Annotated in this window: 15 protein-coding genes and 1 pseudogene; 9 read left to right on the top strand and 7 right to left on the bottom strand. The window is 76.0% G+C overall.

All coding sequences use genetic code 11. The features are described 5' to 3' along the window. Window positions 1-53: 53 nt before the first annotated feature. Window positions 54-821, bottom strand: a complete 768-nt coding sequence (locus QMQ26_RS25795; protein WP_100840218.1) for a GntR family transcriptional regulator — start codon at window positions 819-821, stop codon at window positions 54-56. 290 nt (window positions 822-1111) lie between these two features. On the opposite strand from QMQ26_RS25795, the gene QMQ26_RS25790 reads away from it, so the two are divergent. The 7 genes from QMQ26_RS25790 (at window position 1112) to QMQ26_RS25760 (ending at window position 6985) form a co-directional block, all read left to right on the top strand. Then, on the top strand, window positions 1112-2287 hold the full coding sequence (locus tag QMQ26_RS25790; protein WP_100840219.1) for an ABC transporter substrate-binding protein: 1176 nt from the start codon (window positions 1112-1114) through the stop codon (window positions 2285-2287). An 8-nt stretch (window positions 2288-2295) separates the two neighbouring features. Then, window positions 2296-3255, top strand: a complete 960-nt coding sequence (locus QMQ26_RS25785) for an ABC transporter permease (protein WP_199847227.1) — start codon at window positions 2296-2298, stop codon at window positions 3253-3255. Further along, entirely contained in the window at window positions 3243-4070 is an 828-nt protein-coding gene (locus QMQ26_RS25780; protein ID WP_199847228.1) for an ABC transporter permease, read from the top strand. Before QMQ26_RS25785 ends, QMQ26_RS25780 begins: the two co-directional genes overlap by 13 nt. A 22-nt stretch (window positions 4071-4092) precedes the next feature. Next, window positions 4093-5187 carry an ABC transporter ATP-binding protein gene (locus QMQ26_RS25775; RefSeq protein ID WP_282202835.1) on the top strand — a complete coding sequence of 365 codons (1095 nt, stop codon included), beginning with the start codon at window positions 4093-4095 and terminating at the stop codon, window positions 5185-5187. 189 nt (window positions 5188-5376) lie between these two features. Continuing rightward, window positions 5377-6039, top strand: coding sequence for an HAD family hydrolase (locus QMQ26_RS25770; protein ID WP_282202834.1), 663 nt, complete (start codon window positions 5377-5379; stop codon window positions 6037-6039). Next, window positions 6039-6359 (top strand): DMT family transporter, encoded by a 321-nt coding sequence (locus QMQ26_RS25765; protein ID WP_100840222.1) that lies wholly within the window; start codon window positions 6039-6041, stop codon window positions 6357-6359. Before QMQ26_RS25770 ends, QMQ26_RS25765 begins: the two co-directional genes overlap by 1 nt. A gap of 53 nt (window positions 6360-6412) precedes the next feature. Beyond that, window positions 6413-6985, top strand: coding sequence for a DUF6584 family protein (locus QMQ26_RS25760; RefSeq protein ID WP_282202833.1), 573 nt, complete (start codon window positions 6413-6415; stop codon window positions 6983-6985). Window positions 6986-6995: 10 nt separating this feature from the next. Here QMQ26_RS25760 and QMQ26_RS25755 read toward each other — a convergent pair whose 3' ends face one another. From QMQ26_RS25755 to QMQ26_RS25735, 5 genes and pseudogenes are all read right to left on the bottom strand, one after another. After that, a complete protein-coding gene (locus QMQ26_RS25755) occupies window positions 6996-8225 on the bottom strand; it encodes a glycoside hydrolase family 3 N-terminal domain-containing protein (protein WP_282202832.1) in 1230 nt (409 codons plus the stop codon). 135 nt (window positions 8226-8360) lie between these two features. Further along, a pseudogene (locus tag QMQ26_RS25750) lies at window positions 8361-9043 on the bottom strand (phosphonatase-like hydrolase). 76 nt (window positions 9044-9119) lie between these two features. Beyond that, window positions 9120-10241, bottom strand: coding sequence for a TIGR03364 family FAD-dependent oxidoreductase (locus tag QMQ26_RS25745; protein ID WP_282202831.1), 1122 nt, complete (start codon window positions 10239-10241; stop codon window positions 9120-9122). 226 nt (window positions 10242-10467) lie between these two features. Continuing rightward, window positions 10468-10980, bottom strand: a complete 513-nt coding sequence (locus tag QMQ26_RS25740) for a pyridoxamine 5'-phosphate oxidase family protein (protein WP_100840227.1) — start codon at window positions 10978-10980, stop codon at window positions 10468-10470. Window positions 10981-11199: 219 nt separating this feature from the next. After that, on the bottom strand, window positions 11200-11691 hold the full coding sequence (locus tag QMQ26_RS25735; protein WP_404813958.1) for a phosphatase PAP2 family protein: 492 nt from the start codon (window positions 11689-11691) through the stop codon (window positions 11200-11202). A 508-nt stretch (window positions 11692-12199) separates the two neighbouring features. On the opposite strand from QMQ26_RS25735, the gene QMQ26_RS25730 reads away from it, so the two are divergent. After that, the gene (locus QMQ26_RS25730) at window positions 12200-13597 is read left to right on the top strand and encodes a sigma-54-dependent transcriptional regulator family protein (RefSeq protein WP_282202830.1); all 1398 of its coding nucleotides are present in this window, start codon (window positions 12200-12202) and stop codon (window positions 13595-13597) included. Here QMQ26_RS25730 and QMQ26_RS25725 read toward each other — a convergent pair. After that, window positions 13516-14016, bottom strand: a complete 501-nt coding sequence (locus tag QMQ26_RS25725) for an SsgA family sporulation/cell division regulator (protein WP_282202829.1) — start codon at window positions 14014-14016, stop codon at window positions 13516-13518. The two genes, QMQ26_RS25730 and QMQ26_RS25725, sit on opposite strands and share 82 nt — an antisense overlap. 302 nt (window positions 14017-14318) lie before the next feature. Between QMQ26_RS25725 and QMQ26_RS25720 the strand changes: the two genes are divergently transcribed. Beyond that, window positions 14319-15308 carry a hypothetical protein gene (locus tag QMQ26_RS25720; RefSeq protein ID WP_282202828.1) on the top strand — a complete coding sequence of 330 codons (990 nt, stop codon included), beginning with the start codon at window positions 14319-14321 and terminating at the stop codon, window positions 15306-15308. Window positions 15309-15391: the final 83 nt, after the last annotated feature.

Here is a 15391-nt window from a genome sequence, read left to right as displayed (position 1 = left end):
GGCGATTGTCACTCCGGGCGGTCCGGGCGGCACCTGGTTTTCGGCCAACGTTCTCAGTCGTCGTCGCGGGCGTGCCGGGAGAGGGCGGAGGAGGCCAGCGAGTTGTGGATGGAGAAGGCGACGGTGCCGGGCAGGTAGCGGTCCTGGGACCACTCGACGGGGGTGCCGGTGGGGTCGGTGGTGCGGCGCTTCTCGCGCAGCAGCGGGCTGCCGCGGCGGCAGGTGAGCAGGCGGGCGTCGTCGGCGTTGGCGGCGACCACGTCGATGGTGTGGTCGGCGTCGGTGAACAGGATGCCGTGCTCGCGCAGGGGTTCGGTGTGCGAGACCACGTCGGGCGGGAGCTGGGCGACCAGTTCGCCGACCAGGGGCGGGTAGACGGTGCGCTCGACCATGACGGGGACGCCGGAGAGGGTGCGCAGCCGGAGCGTCACGTAGACCTCGGCGCCGGGGTCGAGGCGCAGCTGTTCGCGTTCGGCGGCGTCGGCGGGGCGGCGGATCAGCGATTCGAGCCGGCCGCCGGGCTCCTCGCCCATCGAGCGGGCCCAGTGGGTGAAGGAGAGCAGTTCGGAGAAGGACTGGACCCGGGCGCTGCCGAGGACGACCCGGCGGGTGCCGCGGCGGGAGGTGACCAGTCCGTCGGCGCGCAGCATGGCGAGGGCCTGGCGGACGGTGCCGCGGGAGACGCCGTACTGCTCGGCGAGGGCGCCCTCCGCCGGCAGGCGTCCGGCTTCGCCGAACGAGCCGGAGGTGATCGCCTCGCGCAGGTCGGCGGCCACCTTGCGGTAGAGCGAGCCGGCGGCGCGGTCCTGGTCGAGTGCCACGTGCGTCGAGTTCCCTTGGCTGGTACGGAGATTGGGCCGTGTCCTGCGCGTGACCGCGCGTACACCACTGACTGTAGCCCGTGCGGCCGGGGCGGCCCGACCCGGGCGCGACCGTTCCCGCAGCCGACCCCCGTCCTGGGCCGTCCGTTCACCTTCCCGTCACCGGCTTCGGGCGTACTTGCTTCCGGCGACGGAAGTTGGCTGGCCAACTTGGCCGGACAACCGGACGCGCCGCGCACCGCACACCCCTCGTGATCTCTGCAGCTCCACTTCCTCCAGGAGACCCTCCCGTGACCGTGCACCGCCACCGCGCCGCCGCCCTCGCGGCCGTGCTGACCGCTGCCGCGCTCTCCCTCTCCGCCTGCGGCTCCGCCGGCTCGTCCGCCACGTCCGGCGAGGCCGCCAAGGCCGGCGGCGGCGCGGTGAACGCGAAGACCGCGACCTCGCTGGCCGACTTCGGCGGCATGGACGGCCTGGTGGCCGCCGCGAAGAAGGAGGGCAAGCTGCACGTCATCACCCTCCCGCGCGACTGGGCCAACTACGGCAAGCTGATGGACGACTTCAAGGCGAAGTACGGCATCGAGATCGAGGACGAGAACCCGGACGGCTCCAGCCAGGACGAGATCAACGCGATCAAGTCCCGCAAGGGCCAGGACCGCGCCCCGGACACCGTCGACCTCGGCTCGGCCTTCGCGCTGTCCGCCGCCAAGGAGGGCATCCTCGCCCCCTACAAGGTGGCCGGCTTCGACAAGATCCCCGCCACCATGAAGGACCCGAACGGCCTCCAGGTCAACGACTACGGCGGCTACGTCTCGATCGGCTGCGACGCCAAGAAGGTCGCCGTCTGCCCGAAGACCTTCGCCGACCTGCTCAAGCCGGAGTACAAGGGCCAGGTCGCGCTGAACGGCAACCCGACCAAGTCCGGTTCGGCGTTCGGCGGCGTGTACGCGGCCGCGCTGGCCAACGGCGGCTCGCTGGACAACGTCCAGCCCGGCATCGACTTCTTCGCCAAGCTGAAGCAGTCCGGCAACTTCAACCCGGTCGAGTCCACCCCGGCCACCATCGAGAAGGGCGAGACCCCGATCTCGATCGACTGGTCGTACCTGAACGCCGGCTACACCGACGAGTTCAAGAACAAGGGCATCGACTGGCAGGTGGCCGTGCCCAGCGACGGCTCCTACGCCCAGTACTACAGCCAGGCCATCAACAAGGACGCCCCGCACCCGGCGGCGGCCCGCCTGTGGATCGAGTACCTGTACTCGGCCGAGGGCCAGAACGGCTTCCTCGGCGGCTACGCCACCCCGGCGCTGTTCGACGCGATGAAGGCGGACGGCACCCTGGACACCGCCGCCGCGGCCAAGCTGCCGGTCGTCGAGAAGCCCTTCACCACCTTCCCCACCCCGGAGCAGGTCGACGCGGCCAAGAAGGTCGTGACCGACAACTGGGCCAAGGCCATCGCGGGCTGATCACCGACATGACCACGGCTCCCACCCCGGTGCCGACCCCGGCCGCCGCTGACCCCAGCGGCGGCCCGGGGGCTCCCGGCACCGCCACCGCCTCCCCCACCCCGCCGCCCGTCCGGCGCCGCCCGCTGCGCGGCGGCTCCTGGCTGGCCACCGTGCCGCTGCTGGCCTTCTTCCTAGTCGGCTTCGGCCTGCCCGCCGTCGCCATCGTCACCGGGGCGTTCACCGTCTCCAGCGACGCGGAGAGCGGCGCCGGCTCGTTCACCACCGCCAACCTGACCGACTCGGTGCAGGGCGCGTACTGGACGGCGCTGGTCTCCAGCGTGAAGCTGTCCGCGCTGACCGCGCTGATCGGCACCGTGCTCGGCGTCCCGATCGCCCAGGCCGTGCTGACCTCGCGGTTCCGGCTGCTGCGCGAGGCGGTGCTGACCGCCTCCGGCGTGCTCGCCAACTTCGGCGGCCTGCCGCTGGCGTTCGCCTTCGTCGCCACCCTGGGCAACGCGGGCGAGCTGACCAAGCTGTTCCACCTGACCGACCACGGCTGGTCGCTGTACAGCTTCACCGGCCTGACCGTCACCTACCTGTACTTCCTGGTGCCGCTGATGGTGCTCACCATCACCCCCGCGCTGGAGGGCCTGCGGGTGCAGTGGCGCGAGGCCGCCCAGAACAACCGGGCCACCGCCCTCCAGTACTGGCGGCACGTCGCGCTGCCGATCCTGTTCCCCTCGCTGCTCGGCGGCTTCGTGCTGCTGTTCGGCTCGGCGTTCGCCGCGTACGCCACCGCCGCCGCGATGGTCGGCGCGACCGTCCCGCTGATCAGCCGCCAGATCGCCGACGCGCTCTCCGGCAACGTGCTGGTCGGCCAGGGCAACCTGGCGCTGGCGCTCAGCCTGGACATGATCGTCGTGGCCGTCCTGGTGATGGCCGTCTACCTGCCCCTCCAGCGCCGGAGTGCCCGATGGCTCAGCTGATCTCCCGCCTGCGGGTCTGGCGCGGCGCGGTCCTGCTGCTGGCCGGCCTGTACTTCGCGGTCCCGCTGGCCGCCTCGGTCTGGTTCTCGATCGACGACGTCAACGGGATCTCCTTCGAGGCGTACACCGGCCTGCTCTCCGCCCCCGGCTTCACCGACAGCCTGGTGCTCACCCTGGAGCTGGCCGCCGTCACCGTCGTGGTGCTGCTGCTCCTGCTGGTGCCCGCGATGATCGCGGTCCGGCTCGGCTCGCCCCGGCTGCGCCCGGTGCTCGAAGTGGTCTGCACCCTGCCGCTGGTGGTGCCGCCGGTCGCGCTGACCGCCGGCCTGATCGGCGTGCTGCGCTGGGGCCCGGACCACCTGATGGACACGCCGCTCTTCCAGACCTTCGTGTTCGTCCAGCGGCCGGAGTTCCCGCTCGTCCTGGTGATCGCGTACGTGCTGATGGCGCTGCCGCTCGCCTACCGCGCCCTGGACTCCGGGCTGCGCGCCGTGGACGTGCGCACCCTGGTCGAGGCCGCCCGCAACTGCGGCGCGAGCTGGCCGCGGGCCGTCCTCTCGGTGATCGTGCCGAACCTGCGCGGCGCGCTGCTGAACGCCGCCTTCCTCACCCTGGCCCTGGTCCTGGGCGAGTTCACCACCGCCTCGATCCTCGGCTACCAGCCCTTCGCGGTGTGGATCTACTCGGTCGGCAACAGCCGGGGCCAGATGTCCGTCGCGGTGTCCGTGCTCAGCCTGCTGATCACCTGGGTGCTGCTGCTCCTGCTGGCCGCCGCCGGCCGCGAGCGCCGCCACCAGACCGCCGCCACCTCCTGACCGCTCCCGGAGACCGCCACCCATGAGCACCGCCACCGCCCCCCTCGCCCAGGACGCCGCCACCGGCGGCGCCACCGTCGAATTCCGTTCGCTGCGGCGGACGTTCGGCACCACCACCGCCCTGGACGGCCTTGACCTGACGGTCCGCCCGGGCGAACTGCTCGCCCTGCTCGGCCCGTCCGGCTGCGGCAAGACCACCGCGCTGCGCGTCCTCGCCGGGTTCGAGACCCACGACTCCGGCGAGGTGCTGGTCGACGGCGAGGACATCACCCGCATCCCCGCCCACCGGCGCGACGCCGGCATGGTGTTCCAGTCCTACAGCCTCTTCCCGCACCTGACCGCCGCCGACAACGTCGCCTTCGGGCTGCGGATGCGCGGCGTCGGCAAGGCCGAACGGCTGCGCCGCGCCCAGGAGTTGCTGGAACTCGTCGGCCTCCCGCAGCGCGCCGCGCACTACCCGCACCAGATGTCCGGCGGCCAGCAGCAGCGCATCGCGCTGGCCCGCGCGCTCGCCCTCCAGCCGCGCGTCCTGCTGCTGGACGAGCCGCTCTCCGCGCTCGACGCCAAGGTCCGGCTCGCGCTGCGCGAGGAGATCCGCCGCCTCCAGCAGGGGCTGGGCATCACCACCCTGTTCGTCACCCACGACCAGGAGGAGGCCCTCTCGATGGCCGACCGGGTCGCCGTCCTGCGCGCCGGGCGCCTCGAACAGTGCGCCACCCCTTCGGAGTTGTACTCCCGGCCGGCCACCGCGTTCGTCGCCGAGTTCGTCGGCACCATGAGCCGCATCCCGTGCTCGCGCACCGCCGACGGCGAGGTCGAGGTGCTCGGCCGCCGCCACCCCGTGGACGGCGCCCTGCCCGCCGACGGCGAGCTGCACGTCCTGGTCCGCCCGGAGAACGTCGAACTCGCCCCCGCCGAGGACGGCACCGCCCTGGTGGTCGCCGCCTCCTTCCTGGGCGCCGTCACCCGCCTCACCGTGCGCCTGGCCGACGGCACCGAGATCAAGTCCGACCTCCCCACCGAGGCCGCCGCCACCCTGCCGCTCGGCAGCCGCGCCACCCTCGTCCTCCCCGACCGCCCCGTCCTGGTCGACCGCGCCCCGGTCGCCCGCCCCTGACCCCGGGCCCCCGCGCCCCGGCACCGACCGGGGCGCGGGGAACCGCGCGGAGCGGGCGGCCACCGGTCGAGGACCGCGCCCCGGGTCCCGCCCCGCCTGCCCCCGACACCTCGCGCGCCCCGCCTGCCCTGCCTGCCCCGCCTGCCCCGCACGGCCCGCGCGCCCGAAACCACCCCGTAAGGTACCGCCATGCCTGCACCCCGCCCCGCCGCCGTCCTGTTCGACATGGACGGCACCCTGGTCGACACCGAGCACCTGTGGTGGCAGGCCGCGGCCGAACTCGCCGCCGAGCTGGACCTGACCCTCACCGACGCCGACCTCCCGGACGTCCTCGGCCAGGCGGTCGAGCACACCGCCGCCCACCTGCACCGCAGCAGCCGCACCTCCCGCCCGGAGGCCGACCTGGTGGCGCACCTGAACGACTCCTTCGCCGCCAAGGTCGGGGCCGAGGTCGTCCCCCGCCCCGGCGCCCTCGCGCTGCTCGCCGCGCTGCGCGACGCGGACGTCCCGACCGCCCTGGTCTCGGCGTCCCCGCGCCGGGTGGTCGACCTGGTGCTGCGCGCCATCGGCCCGCACTGGTTCAGCACCACCCTCGCCGCCGAGGACACCCCCCGCACCAAGCCCGCCCCCGACCCGTACCTGGCCGCCGCCGCCCGACTGGGCCTGGCCCCGGCCGTCTGCGTCGCCGTCGAGGACACCCCGACCGGCGTGGCCTCCGCCCGCGCCGCGGGCTGCCCGGTGCTGGCGGTGCCGTCCGCCGTCCCGATCCCCAGCGCGCAGGGCACCACCGTGCTGGACAGCCTGGCCGACGCCGACCTCCCCTTCCTCGCCGCGCTCTCCCCCGCCCGCTGATGCCGTACCTGCTGCTCGCCCTGGCGATCACCAGCGAGGTCTGCGCCACCAGCCTGCTCAAGCTCACCGACGGCTTCTCCCGGCTGTGGCCCAGCCTGGCCGTCGCGGTCGGCTACGCGCTCTCCTTCGCCCTGCTCGGCCGGGCCCTCAAGCACATACCCGTCTCGGTCGCGTACGCGGTCTGGTCGGGTGCGGGCACCGCCGCCGTCGCGGCGATCGGCGCGTGCTTCTTCGGCGAGGCGCTGGGCCGCCTCCAGTGGTGCGGCCTCGCCCTGGTGATCGCCGGCGTGGTGCTGCTCAACCTCCGCTCCACCCACTGACCTGCCCGAATCCGGTTGACCGCAGCCGGGGCGGACCAGCAGAATCCGGGGCCGTGAGTGTCGAATCCACCCTGGTCAGAGCTGCGGCCGACCTGCGGGAGGGCCGCGAGCCGCTGGCCCTGCGCCGGCTGCACGGCCTGCTGTCGAACGACCCGACCGACCTGGCGGCCCGCCGCCGCCTCGCCGACGCGTACCGGCGGACCGGGCGGCTGGACGAGTGCGGGCGCTGGAACTACCTGGACGAGGAGCTGTCCGGCCTCGAACTGGCCGCCTTCGAACGGCGCTTCCGCGACCCGGCCCGCCGCCTGGCCGTGCTGCGCTGGCCGGACCCGGCGCGCCGCCCGCCGCCGACCCCGACCGCCCGCCGCCGCCTGGCCGCCCTGTACCGGGCGGCCACCGGCACCGACCCCGACTGGCCGGAGCACCGGGAGGACGCCGCGGCCCCGGCGCCCGCGACCGTCGGCCCGCCGGCCCCCGCACCGGTCGCGCCGGTCGGCCGTCGGCCCGCCCGGCGGCACCACGCCGAGGCCGACCTCCGCCCCCAACGGCCCGCGCACGTGGCCGCGTTCCGCCTCACCCTGGTGCTCGTCGCCGTGGCGGCGGTGCTGCTGGCGCTGGTGCTCTGACGGCCGCCCGCTACTTGAGCGTGCCGCGCAGCGCGTCGACCCGCTGGGCGGAGGCGGTGAAGTCCTTCCGGTCGAGCTGCCCCGAGGCCAGCGCCGAGGCCAGCGCGGCGGCCGCCGCGTCGCCCTGGGCGACGTCCCGGCCGGAGCAGAGCAGCAGGTCGACGCCCGCGCGGGCGACGGCGAGGGCGCGCTGCTGGGTGCCGCCGACCGGGTCGAGGGCCTTGGCCTCGATCGCGTCGGTGATGGTGACGCCCTGGTAGTGCAGGCGGGTGCGGAGCTCGTCGCGGACGATCGTGCCGGACATCCCGGCGGGGGTGCCGGGGTCGAGGGCCGGGTAGACCGCCCAGGAGAACATCACCAGCTGGACGCCGGCGGCGATCGCGTCCCGGTAGGGGCGTTCGTCGACGGTGCGCAGCTGGTCGAGGGAGGTGTCCAGGGTGACGGGCTGCTCGTCGGTGTTGGCCCCGGCGGGGGCGCTGCCGAGGCCGGGGAAGTGCTTGGCGGTGGCGGCCACCCCGGCGCCCTGCTGGGCCTTGAGGAAGGCGGAGCCGAGCCTGCCGACGGTGGCCGGGTCGGTGCTGTAGGAGCGCTGCGCGGAGTCGGCGAAGTCGCCGGGGGTGCGGTAGACGTCCAGCACCGGCGCGAGGTTGAGGTTGAGGCCGAAGGCGGCGAGCGCGGCGGCGGCCTCGTCGCCGGTCCGGGTGGCGGCGGCCGTCGGGTCGGCGGAGCGGCCGACGTCCTTGGCGGACTGCGCGGGCCCGCCGGGCACCCGCCGGACCACGCCGCCCTCCTGGTCGGTCATCAGCAGCAGCGGGCGCGGGCTGGGGCTCTGCTGCTCGGCCTCCCGCAGCCGGTTGACGGCGGTGCGCAGCGCGTCGCCGCCGCTGCCGACGTTCTCGGCGAAGAAAATCACCCCGGCGGCCCGGCCCTCGCGCACCCGCTGGAGCAGCGTGTCGGGGACGGTGGTGCCGGGGTACGAGTAGACGATCCGCTGCCCGGCGAGCTGCGCGTCGCTCGGGCCGGTGGTCGGCGCGGCGCTGGACCGGGTGGGCGTGGGGGTGGGGCTGGGGGTCGGGGTCGGGGTCGGGGAGGGCGTCGGGCTGGGGCTCGGGCCGGCGGGCGGGCTGCTCCCGGTGGGTCGGGCGCCGCCGGTCGCCGTCCCGGCGCTGCCGGACGGGGCGCCGCCGCCGCTGCCCGAGGAGCCGCAGCCGGTGAGCAGCGCCAGTCCGAGGGTGAGCACTCCGAGCGAACGCAGTGACCGCAACATGCCATCAGATAACCACGCAAAAGCCGCGCGGACCAGTACCGCCCGGCCCCGGGGCGTCGTCGGGGCCGGGCGGTGGTGGCGGAGTGAGACCCCGTCAGCGGGCGGTCGTCAGCGGGCGGCCAGCAGGGCGGGCAGCTCGGCGACCGAGGCGAGCACGTGGGTGGCGCCGTCGGCGCGCAGCCGGTCCGCGTCGTGCGCGCCGGTGAGCACGCCGGCCACCACCGAGGCGCCGGCCCGGCTGCCGGTGAGCATGTCGTAGCCGGTGTCGCCGGCCACCGCGACCTGCCGGACCGAGTCGGTGCGGGTGCGCAGCAGCGCGGTGAGGGCCAGGTCGGGGTAGGGGCGGCCGCGGCCGGCGTCGGCGGGCAGAGCGTCAGGTCGGCGATGTCCTGCCAGCCGAGCGCGGCCAGGATGCGGTCCTGGGTGGTGCGGGCGAAGCCGGTGGTGAGCGCCACCTTCCGCCCCCGCCCGCGCAGTTCGGCGATGGCCTCGGCGGCGCCGGGCAGCGCCTCGCAGCGGCCCTGGTCGACCAGGTCCTCGTAGGCGGCCTCGAAGGCCAGGTTGGCGCCCTGCGCCCGGTCCTCGTCGCCGAACAGGTGCCGGAAGACGGAGATCTTCGACTCCCCCATGGTGGCCCGGACGTGCGCCAGCATCGCGGCGTGCTCGGGGCTCCCGGTCTCGACCCCCTGGGTGCGGGCGGCGGCGTCGAACGCCAGCTCCACCAGGCCGTCGTCGGCGACGGTGGTGCCCGCCATGTCGAGCACCACCAGGGTCACATCGTGCGCGTTCATGTCCAACCTTCTTGTCACGCAGGTACGTTGACGTCGGTGCCGGGGCCCCCGGGCCCCGGGTGGGCGGGCCGCCGGCTCAGAGGCCCGCGGCGTCCGCGGTGGTCTCGGCGATCGCCGGGGAGCAGGTCATGCCGCGCCCGCCGGGGCCGGTGACCAGCCAGGCGGTGTCGGCGAGCCGCTGGCGGTGGACCACCAGGGCGGGGTCGGTGCACTGGGCGTAGACCCCGGCCCAGCGGCGGCGGACGCGGGGCAGCGGGCGGCCGAGCAGCTCCCCGGCGACCTCGGCGAGGTGGTCGTACGGGTCCTCGACCACGTCGAAGCCGAACGGCTGGTCGTACTCGTGGGTGTCGCCGACGGTGAGTCCGCCGTCCCGGCGCTGCACCATCAGCAGCTGCATCCGGTGCTGTTCGGCGACGGGGGGCTGCGGCTGGCCGGCCCGCAGGGCGTCCAGCTCGGGTCCGGCGAAGGCCGGGTAGTAGCGGAAGGAGTCGCCGTCGGCGACCGAGGTGGTGAGCGGCTCGCCGAGCGGGTCGGTCTGCATCATCTGGAGGCGGACCCGGCGCACCGGCAGGTCGGGGGCGAGTTCGCGGACCAGGCCGCCGAGCCAGGCGCCGGTGCACAGGATCACCAGGTCGCCCTCGTGCAGCTGCCCGTGGTCGTCGCGGACGGCGCGGTCGCCGACCAGGTCGCGGACCTCGCGTCCGGGCAGGAAGGTGTAGCGGCCGGTGGCCTCCAGCGCGGCGCGCAGCGCGGGCTGGGCGACGCGGGGTTCGACGGCGGCGTCCCGGGTGCAGTGCAGGCCGGCCAGGAACTCGCCGCGCAGCGCGGGGTTGAGGGCGCGGACCTGCTCCGGGTCGAGCAGCCGGTAGCCGCGGGCCTCGGCGTCGGGGAGCTTCGACGCGGCTTCGGCGACCGCGAGTTCGGCCTCGGTACGGGCCAGGGTGAGCGAGCCGTTGGGCCGGAACCACAGGCCGGGGACGCGCTCGCCGATCCGCTCCCACAGCTCGCGGGCGCGCAGCGCGGTCTCCAGCTCCGGCCCGGCGGCCCGGCCGCTGACCCAGACCAGGCCGAAGTTGCGGACGGAGGCGCCGCGGGCCTCGGTCTCGCGTTCCAGGTGGACGACCTCGTGACCGCGCTCGACGGCCTGCCAGGCGTGCATGGTGCCCAGCACGCCCGCTCCTACGACGATGACTCTCATGCGGACAGGCTCGGGCGTCGAGGTGGCCGCCGGGCGTCGACCTCCCTTCGGGAAGGTGAACCGCCCGCAAGAGTTGTCCATACAACCTGGCCAGCCCGACGCGTCAGGCACCCTGCCCGCCCCGGCCCGGTCCAGCCCGGCGCAGCCCGGCCCAACACGGTTCGGCCCAGCACGGTTCGACGCAGCACAGCTCGGCCCAGCGCAGCTCGGCCCAGCACAGCTCGGCTCAGCGCAGCACCCGCGCGTGCAGGTACTCGCGCCGCCCGAACCGCGGCTCGTCCACCGCCGTCAGCTCCTCCACCTGGAAGCGGTACAGCGCGGCGGGCCCCCGCCCCGCCAGGAACTGGGCGGCCACCTCCGGGTCGGCGGCGAACGCCGGGTAGCGGCCGCGGTAGGCCGTCAGCGCCGCCTCGGCCTGCCGCCCCCAGGCCTCGCTCGCGCTGCCGGTGAGCTGGATGCCGCGCAGCTGCTCGCCGTACGCGGGCGGCTGCAGGTGGACGGTGGCGGCGGCCCTGGCCTCCTCGGCCAGGTGCAGGCTGTGCCGGGTGGAGCGCTCGCTGACGAAGTACAGCACCAGGTCGGAGTCGAAGGCGTAGAAGGCCAGGTTGGCGTGCGGGCCGCGCTCGTGTCCGGCGGTGGCGAGGCTGAGCACCGTGCTGTCCGCGAGCAGGCCCTCCACCCCCTTCCCGAGCTCGTCCGCGGGCCAGTTTCCCTGGATGACGTCGAGTCGGTACGGCATGGCACGTCCCTCCGCAGAGCTGCAGGAAAAAGCGAGCCGGGCGGGGGAGTCACCCCTGCCCGGCTCACATGCTCTCCCCGGGCGGCGCGGCGGCACAAGAGGCCGACCGGCCCGGATCGACCGGGCCCCCGGCACCCCGCTCCAGGGGCTCCGACCGGCCCGTTCCCGGCCTCCGACCGGCTCCCCTCCCGGGGGCTCCGAGCGACCCGCCCGGACCGCTCAGACCGCCCCGGCGCCCAGGACCGGCCCCAGTGGTCCGGTCCGCAGCCGGTCGACCAGCGGGGCGGCGCGCCCGGCCAGCAGCGCCAGCGGGACGGCGACCAGGACGCCGACCAGCGCGGCGGCCAGCACGTCGTGCGGGTAGTGCGCGCCGACCCAGACCCGGGAGGCACCCATCAGCACGGCGGCCAGCAGGGCGACCCAGCCGATCCGGCGGTCGGCGTACCAGAGCGCGGCGGCGGCGGAGAACGCGGCCACCGTGTGGTTGCTGGGGAAGGACCAGTCGCCGGCCGGCGCGCAGGACTCGACCACGAAGCTGCCGGGGAGCTGCCGGCACGGCCGAACCTCCTCGACCAGCGACTTGAGCACCGAGTTGACCAGGTAGGCGACCACCACGATCAGCGGCGAGGCCAGCACCCGGGCCATCACCACCGAGTCGGCGGCCCGGGCCCGCCACCAGGCCCAGAGCATCAGCAGTGCGAACACCGCCATGCCGTACGCGGACCAGGTCCTGGTCAGCTGGTCGAACCAGTGCGGCGCGGACTCGGCCCACCCGGTGACCCGGGTGTAGAGGCCGCCGTCGATGCCGCTGCCGTCGTAGGCGAGCAGGTCGGCGGGGGAGGAACATTCGGGATCACAGGGACAACATGTACCAGAACGGACGCGGTGGGCGGTTCACCCACCGCTCCGGGAAGGACGGACGCCTGCTGCGCGAACTGCTCGGCGCGCAGCCGTGACGACCGCCGTCCGGGCCCCGCCGCCGCTCACCGCCCCGCCCGTCCGCCACTCCGCCGCCACTCCGCCGCCGCGACCTGCGCGCCCCGCCCGCATCACCCCGCGCGCGCCACCCCGCGTGCCCGGGACGCGGCGCCCGGGACGCGGCGGCGGGGAACAGGCCAGTCTGCCGCAGCCGCCGAAGCCCGCACGACTCTTTCCGGCGCCCCGGCGTGTCCGCTCCGGCCCCCGTAGGCTGGCAGCGGGACGGGAGACGGGGGACGGCATGCAGCGGATCGGAGGCGGCGGCACGCCGCCCGCCCGGGCGCCCCGCCGACCGGTCCGGCTGCGGGCGCACGAGCACCCGCAGCGGTCGGAGGTCCGGCCGGAGATAGGGGACTCCTGGGCCCGGCTGCGCGGGCTCGGGCTGGACCCGGAGCGCGGGCGGGAGGTCCGGCGGCTGCGTCCCGGCGAGTTGGAGGAGACCCGGCACGCCACCGGTCTGGAGCAGGTGCTGCCGGTGCTGCGCTCCGCCCTGTTCACGCCGGGCGAGCAGGCGCCGGTGGTGCTCGCGGTCGCCGACCCGAAGGCCCGGGTCCTGTGGCTGGAGACCGGGCGGCGGCTGCGGCGGGACGCGGACGCGATCGGGTTCGAGCCGGGCGCGCTCTGGTCCGAGGACGAGGTCGGCACCAACGGCATCGGCCTGGCCGCCCGGACCGCCCGCCCCAGTACCGTGCACTCCGCCGAGCACTACCTGTACAGCCACCGCGGCTGGAGCTGCGTGGGCGTCCCGGTCCGCGACCCGCGCACCGGCCGGCCCGCCGGGGTGGTCGGCCTGAGCGGCCCCGCCACCGGCGACCACCCCTACCTGCGGCAGCTCGCGCTGACCGCCGCCCGGCTCGCCGAGACCGAGCTGCGGGCGGGCCACCTGGAGGCGCTGCACCGGCTGCGGACGGTCGCGGTGCCGCTGCTGGCCCGGTTCGGCGGCCCGGCCCTGGTGGTGGACGGCGCGGGCTGGACGGCCGCCGCGACCGGCCTGCCGGGGCCGCCCCGGCTGGCGCTGCCGCCCGGCAGCTGGGGCGTCGGCGGGGTGCACTGGGTGCCGACGCTGGGCGAGTGCGCGGTGGAGCCGCTGGCCGACGGCTGGCTGGTCCGCCCGGCCGCCCCGCGCCCGGCCGAGCTCGCCGAGCAGGCCGAGTCCGCCGTCCTGGAACTGGACCTGCGCCGCCCCGGGAGCCCCGAGCTGCGGGTGCGCGGCAGCGCCGGCGCCTGGTCGCACTCGCCGAGCCCCCGGCACGCCGAACTGCTCCTGCTGCTGGCCCTGCACCGGGACGGCCTGAGCGCCGCCCGGCTCGCCGAGGCCCTGTTCGCCGACCCGGCCCGCACCGTCACCGTCCGCGCCGAACTCTCCCGGCTGCGAAGGCACCTGGGCGCCCTGCTGGCGGCCCGGCCGTACCGGCTGACGGCCGGCGCCGAGACCGCCGTGCTCGGCCCGGACGACCCGTACGACCTGCTGCCCGGCTCGGTCGCCCCGGCCGTCCGGGAGCTGCGCGCGGACTTGGCGCGCGGCGCGCTGCGGCTGCCGGGCCGCCCCGGCGGGGCTCAGCCGCCGGCCAGCAGCTCGGCCAACTCCTCGTCGCTGGGCAGCAGTTCGGGCGCGCCGCCGTCCGGCACCACGGCGTAGGTGCGTTCCAGCCAGGATTCCACCTGCGGCCGGGACGCCTCCAGCAGGGCGCTGCCGTGCGGGGACTCCAGCGCCAGGTGCAGGGTCGCGCCGTGGCAGGGGCAGGACGCCGGCCACAGCTTGACGTCGCCCTGTCCGCTGAGCGATTCCAGGCCGTCGCGCAGCAGGTCCCGGGAGAAGACCCAGTCCGCCTCGTCGGGACGCCCCAGGTGGAAGGTCAGCCGCACCTCGTACGGCGCGGCGGCCGCGTACCGGAACCGGGTGCGCACCTCGCCGACCAGGTCCTGGTCCAGGGCGATCCGCAGGACCAGCACCTCCTCGACCACCGCGGGGGGCGCGGCGGCCCCGTCCCGGTCGCCGCCCGTGGGGGTGGCGGCGAGCGGCTGGTCGGAAGGGGCGGGCGGGGGGTCGCACGGCATGACGATCGCTCCGAAGCGGCTGGGTACCGCACCAGCGTGCTCCGGCGCACCGCCGCTCGCAACGGTTGCAGGGGTTGCACGGGGTGTTCCGGGTGGCCTGTTCAGGCCACGCCGGTGGCACCGGCGTACGCCAACTCGCCGGTCCGCCACGGGACTCGATCCGGCTCACAGGTTTCACCCGGGATCTGGCGGTCCGTCAGACCGCTGGTAGTCTCGTCCCTCCCGCCCCGTTCGTCCGGGCCCGTCCGGGCCGCGCACGGGCCGCGGCGTCGTGTGCGGACCTGTCAAGGAAGGGGAGCCCGGTGGCGCTCCGCGAACACCCCGGGCCCGTCCGCGCGGGCCGCTCCGGACGGCACGGCCGGCCCGGGCCCTTCGGCGGGTGGCTGCGGCTGCCCACCATCCGGTTCTCCGGCGCGGCGGTGGCGATGTCCACGGTGGTCGGGATCAGCCTGGCCACCACCTGGCTGCTGAACGAGCAGCAGCAGGTCGGCCGCCGCATCGGCGTCACCGTCGGCGGGCCGCCCGTCCCGAGCCCGGACGCCTCGCCCACCGGGAGCACCGCCCCCGCGCCGGGCAGCACCCTGCAGGCCGCCCCCGCCACCACCGGCGGCGCGAACGGCGGTGCGAACGGCGGTGCCACCCCCGTCACCAGCCCGCACCCGGCCGCGGTCACCGCCTCCGCCCCGCCCGTCCGGGCCGCCGACGCCCCCGTCCCCGGGCCCTCCCCCGCCGGCACCCCCGTGCCCGGTCCGTCGCCCTCGCCCGCGCCCTCCCTCTCCACGCTGCCCGCGCCGTCCGTGGCGTCCGCGTCGTCCGCCCCGGCCGACCCGGGCCCCCGGCCGCCCTCGCTGGGCCCGAGCCCGTCGGCCGCCCCGTCCCGCACCCCCGCGCCGTCCGCCTCCGCCCCGCTGCCCCTCACCCTGCACGGCACCGGCCGGGCCGACGCGCTGGGCCCGGTCGGCACCCGGCACACCCTGCGGCTCGACCTCGACGAGGCGATGACGGCGCTCCAGGTCGAGCTCCGCCTCAACCGCCCGGCCGCCCTCCCCGGCACCACCCCCGCCACCGACCTCCCCGGCGCGGTCGCCACCATCGCCCTCGAACGCGACACCCTGGTCTACCGCTTCACCACCCCCGCGGACCTCCCGCTGCGTCCCGGCAGCTACACCTTCACCCTCACCGGCGCCGCGGCCGACCCCACCCCCGCCGCGGCCGCCACCCCCGAGACCTGGACCGCCTCCGCCTTCGCCCTCCCCACCGCCCGGGCCCTCACCGCCCGCGGCACCTTCTGACCCCACCGGCGGGCCGCACCGGCGGGCCGCACCGCCGGAGCCGGCCGGGAGGGGCCGCAGGCGACGACGCGCCCGCGACCCCT

Source organism: Kitasatospora fiedleri (assembly GCF_948472415.1).
Classification (GTDB): Bacteria; Actinomycetota; Actinomycetes; order Streptomycetales; family Streptomycetaceae; genus Kitasatospora; species Kitasatospora fiedleri.
This window is presented reverse-complemented; position numbering and strand designations above follow the sequence as displayed.

What these genes read in the sequence shown, in the direction of transcription:
- QMQ26_RS25735 (WP_404813958.1), bottom strand. Translation starts at nt 11,691, where the DNA reads ATGGCGGTGTTCGCACTGCTGATGCTCTGGGCCTGGTGGCGGGCCCGG.
- QMQ26_RS25725 (WP_282202829.1), bottom strand. Translation starts at nt 14,016, where the DNA reads ATGCCGTGCGACCCCCCGCCCGCCCCTTCCGACCAGCCGCTCGCCGCC.
- QMQ26_RS25770 (WP_282202834.1), top strand. Translation starts at nt 5,377, where the DNA reads ATGCCTGCACCCCGCCCCGCCGCCGTCCTGTTCGACATGGACGGCACC.
- QMQ26_RS25775 (WP_282202835.1), top strand. Translation starts at nt 4,093, where the DNA reads ATGAGCACCGCCACCGCCCCCCTCGCCCAGGACGCCGCCACCGGCGGC.
- QMQ26_RS25780 (WP_199847228.1), top strand. Translation starts at nt 3,243, where the DNA reads ATGGCTCAGCTGATCTCCCGCCTGCGGGTCTGGCGCGGCGCGGTCCTG.
- QMQ26_RS25765 (WP_100840222.1), top strand. Translation starts at nt 6,039, where the DNA reads ATGCCGTACCTGCTGCTCGCCCTGGCGATCACCAGCGAGGTCTGCGCC.
- QMQ26_RS25740 (WP_100840227.1), bottom strand. Translation starts at nt 10,980, where the DNA reads ATGCCGTACCGACTCGACGTCATCCAGGGAAACTGGCCCGCGGACGAG.
- QMQ26_RS25745 (WP_282202831.1), bottom strand. Translation starts at nt 10,241, where the DNA reads ATGAGAGTCATCGTCGTAGGAGCGGGCGTGCTGGGCACCATGCACGCC.
- QMQ26_RS25785 (WP_199847227.1), top strand. Translation starts at nt 2,296, where the DNA reads ATGACCACGGCTCCCACCCCGGTGCCGACCCCGGCCGCCGCTGACCCC.
- QMQ26_RS25730 (WP_282202830.1), top strand. Translation starts at nt 12,200, where the DNA reads ATGCAGCGGATCGGAGGCGGCGGCACGCCGCCCGCCCGGGCGCCCCGC.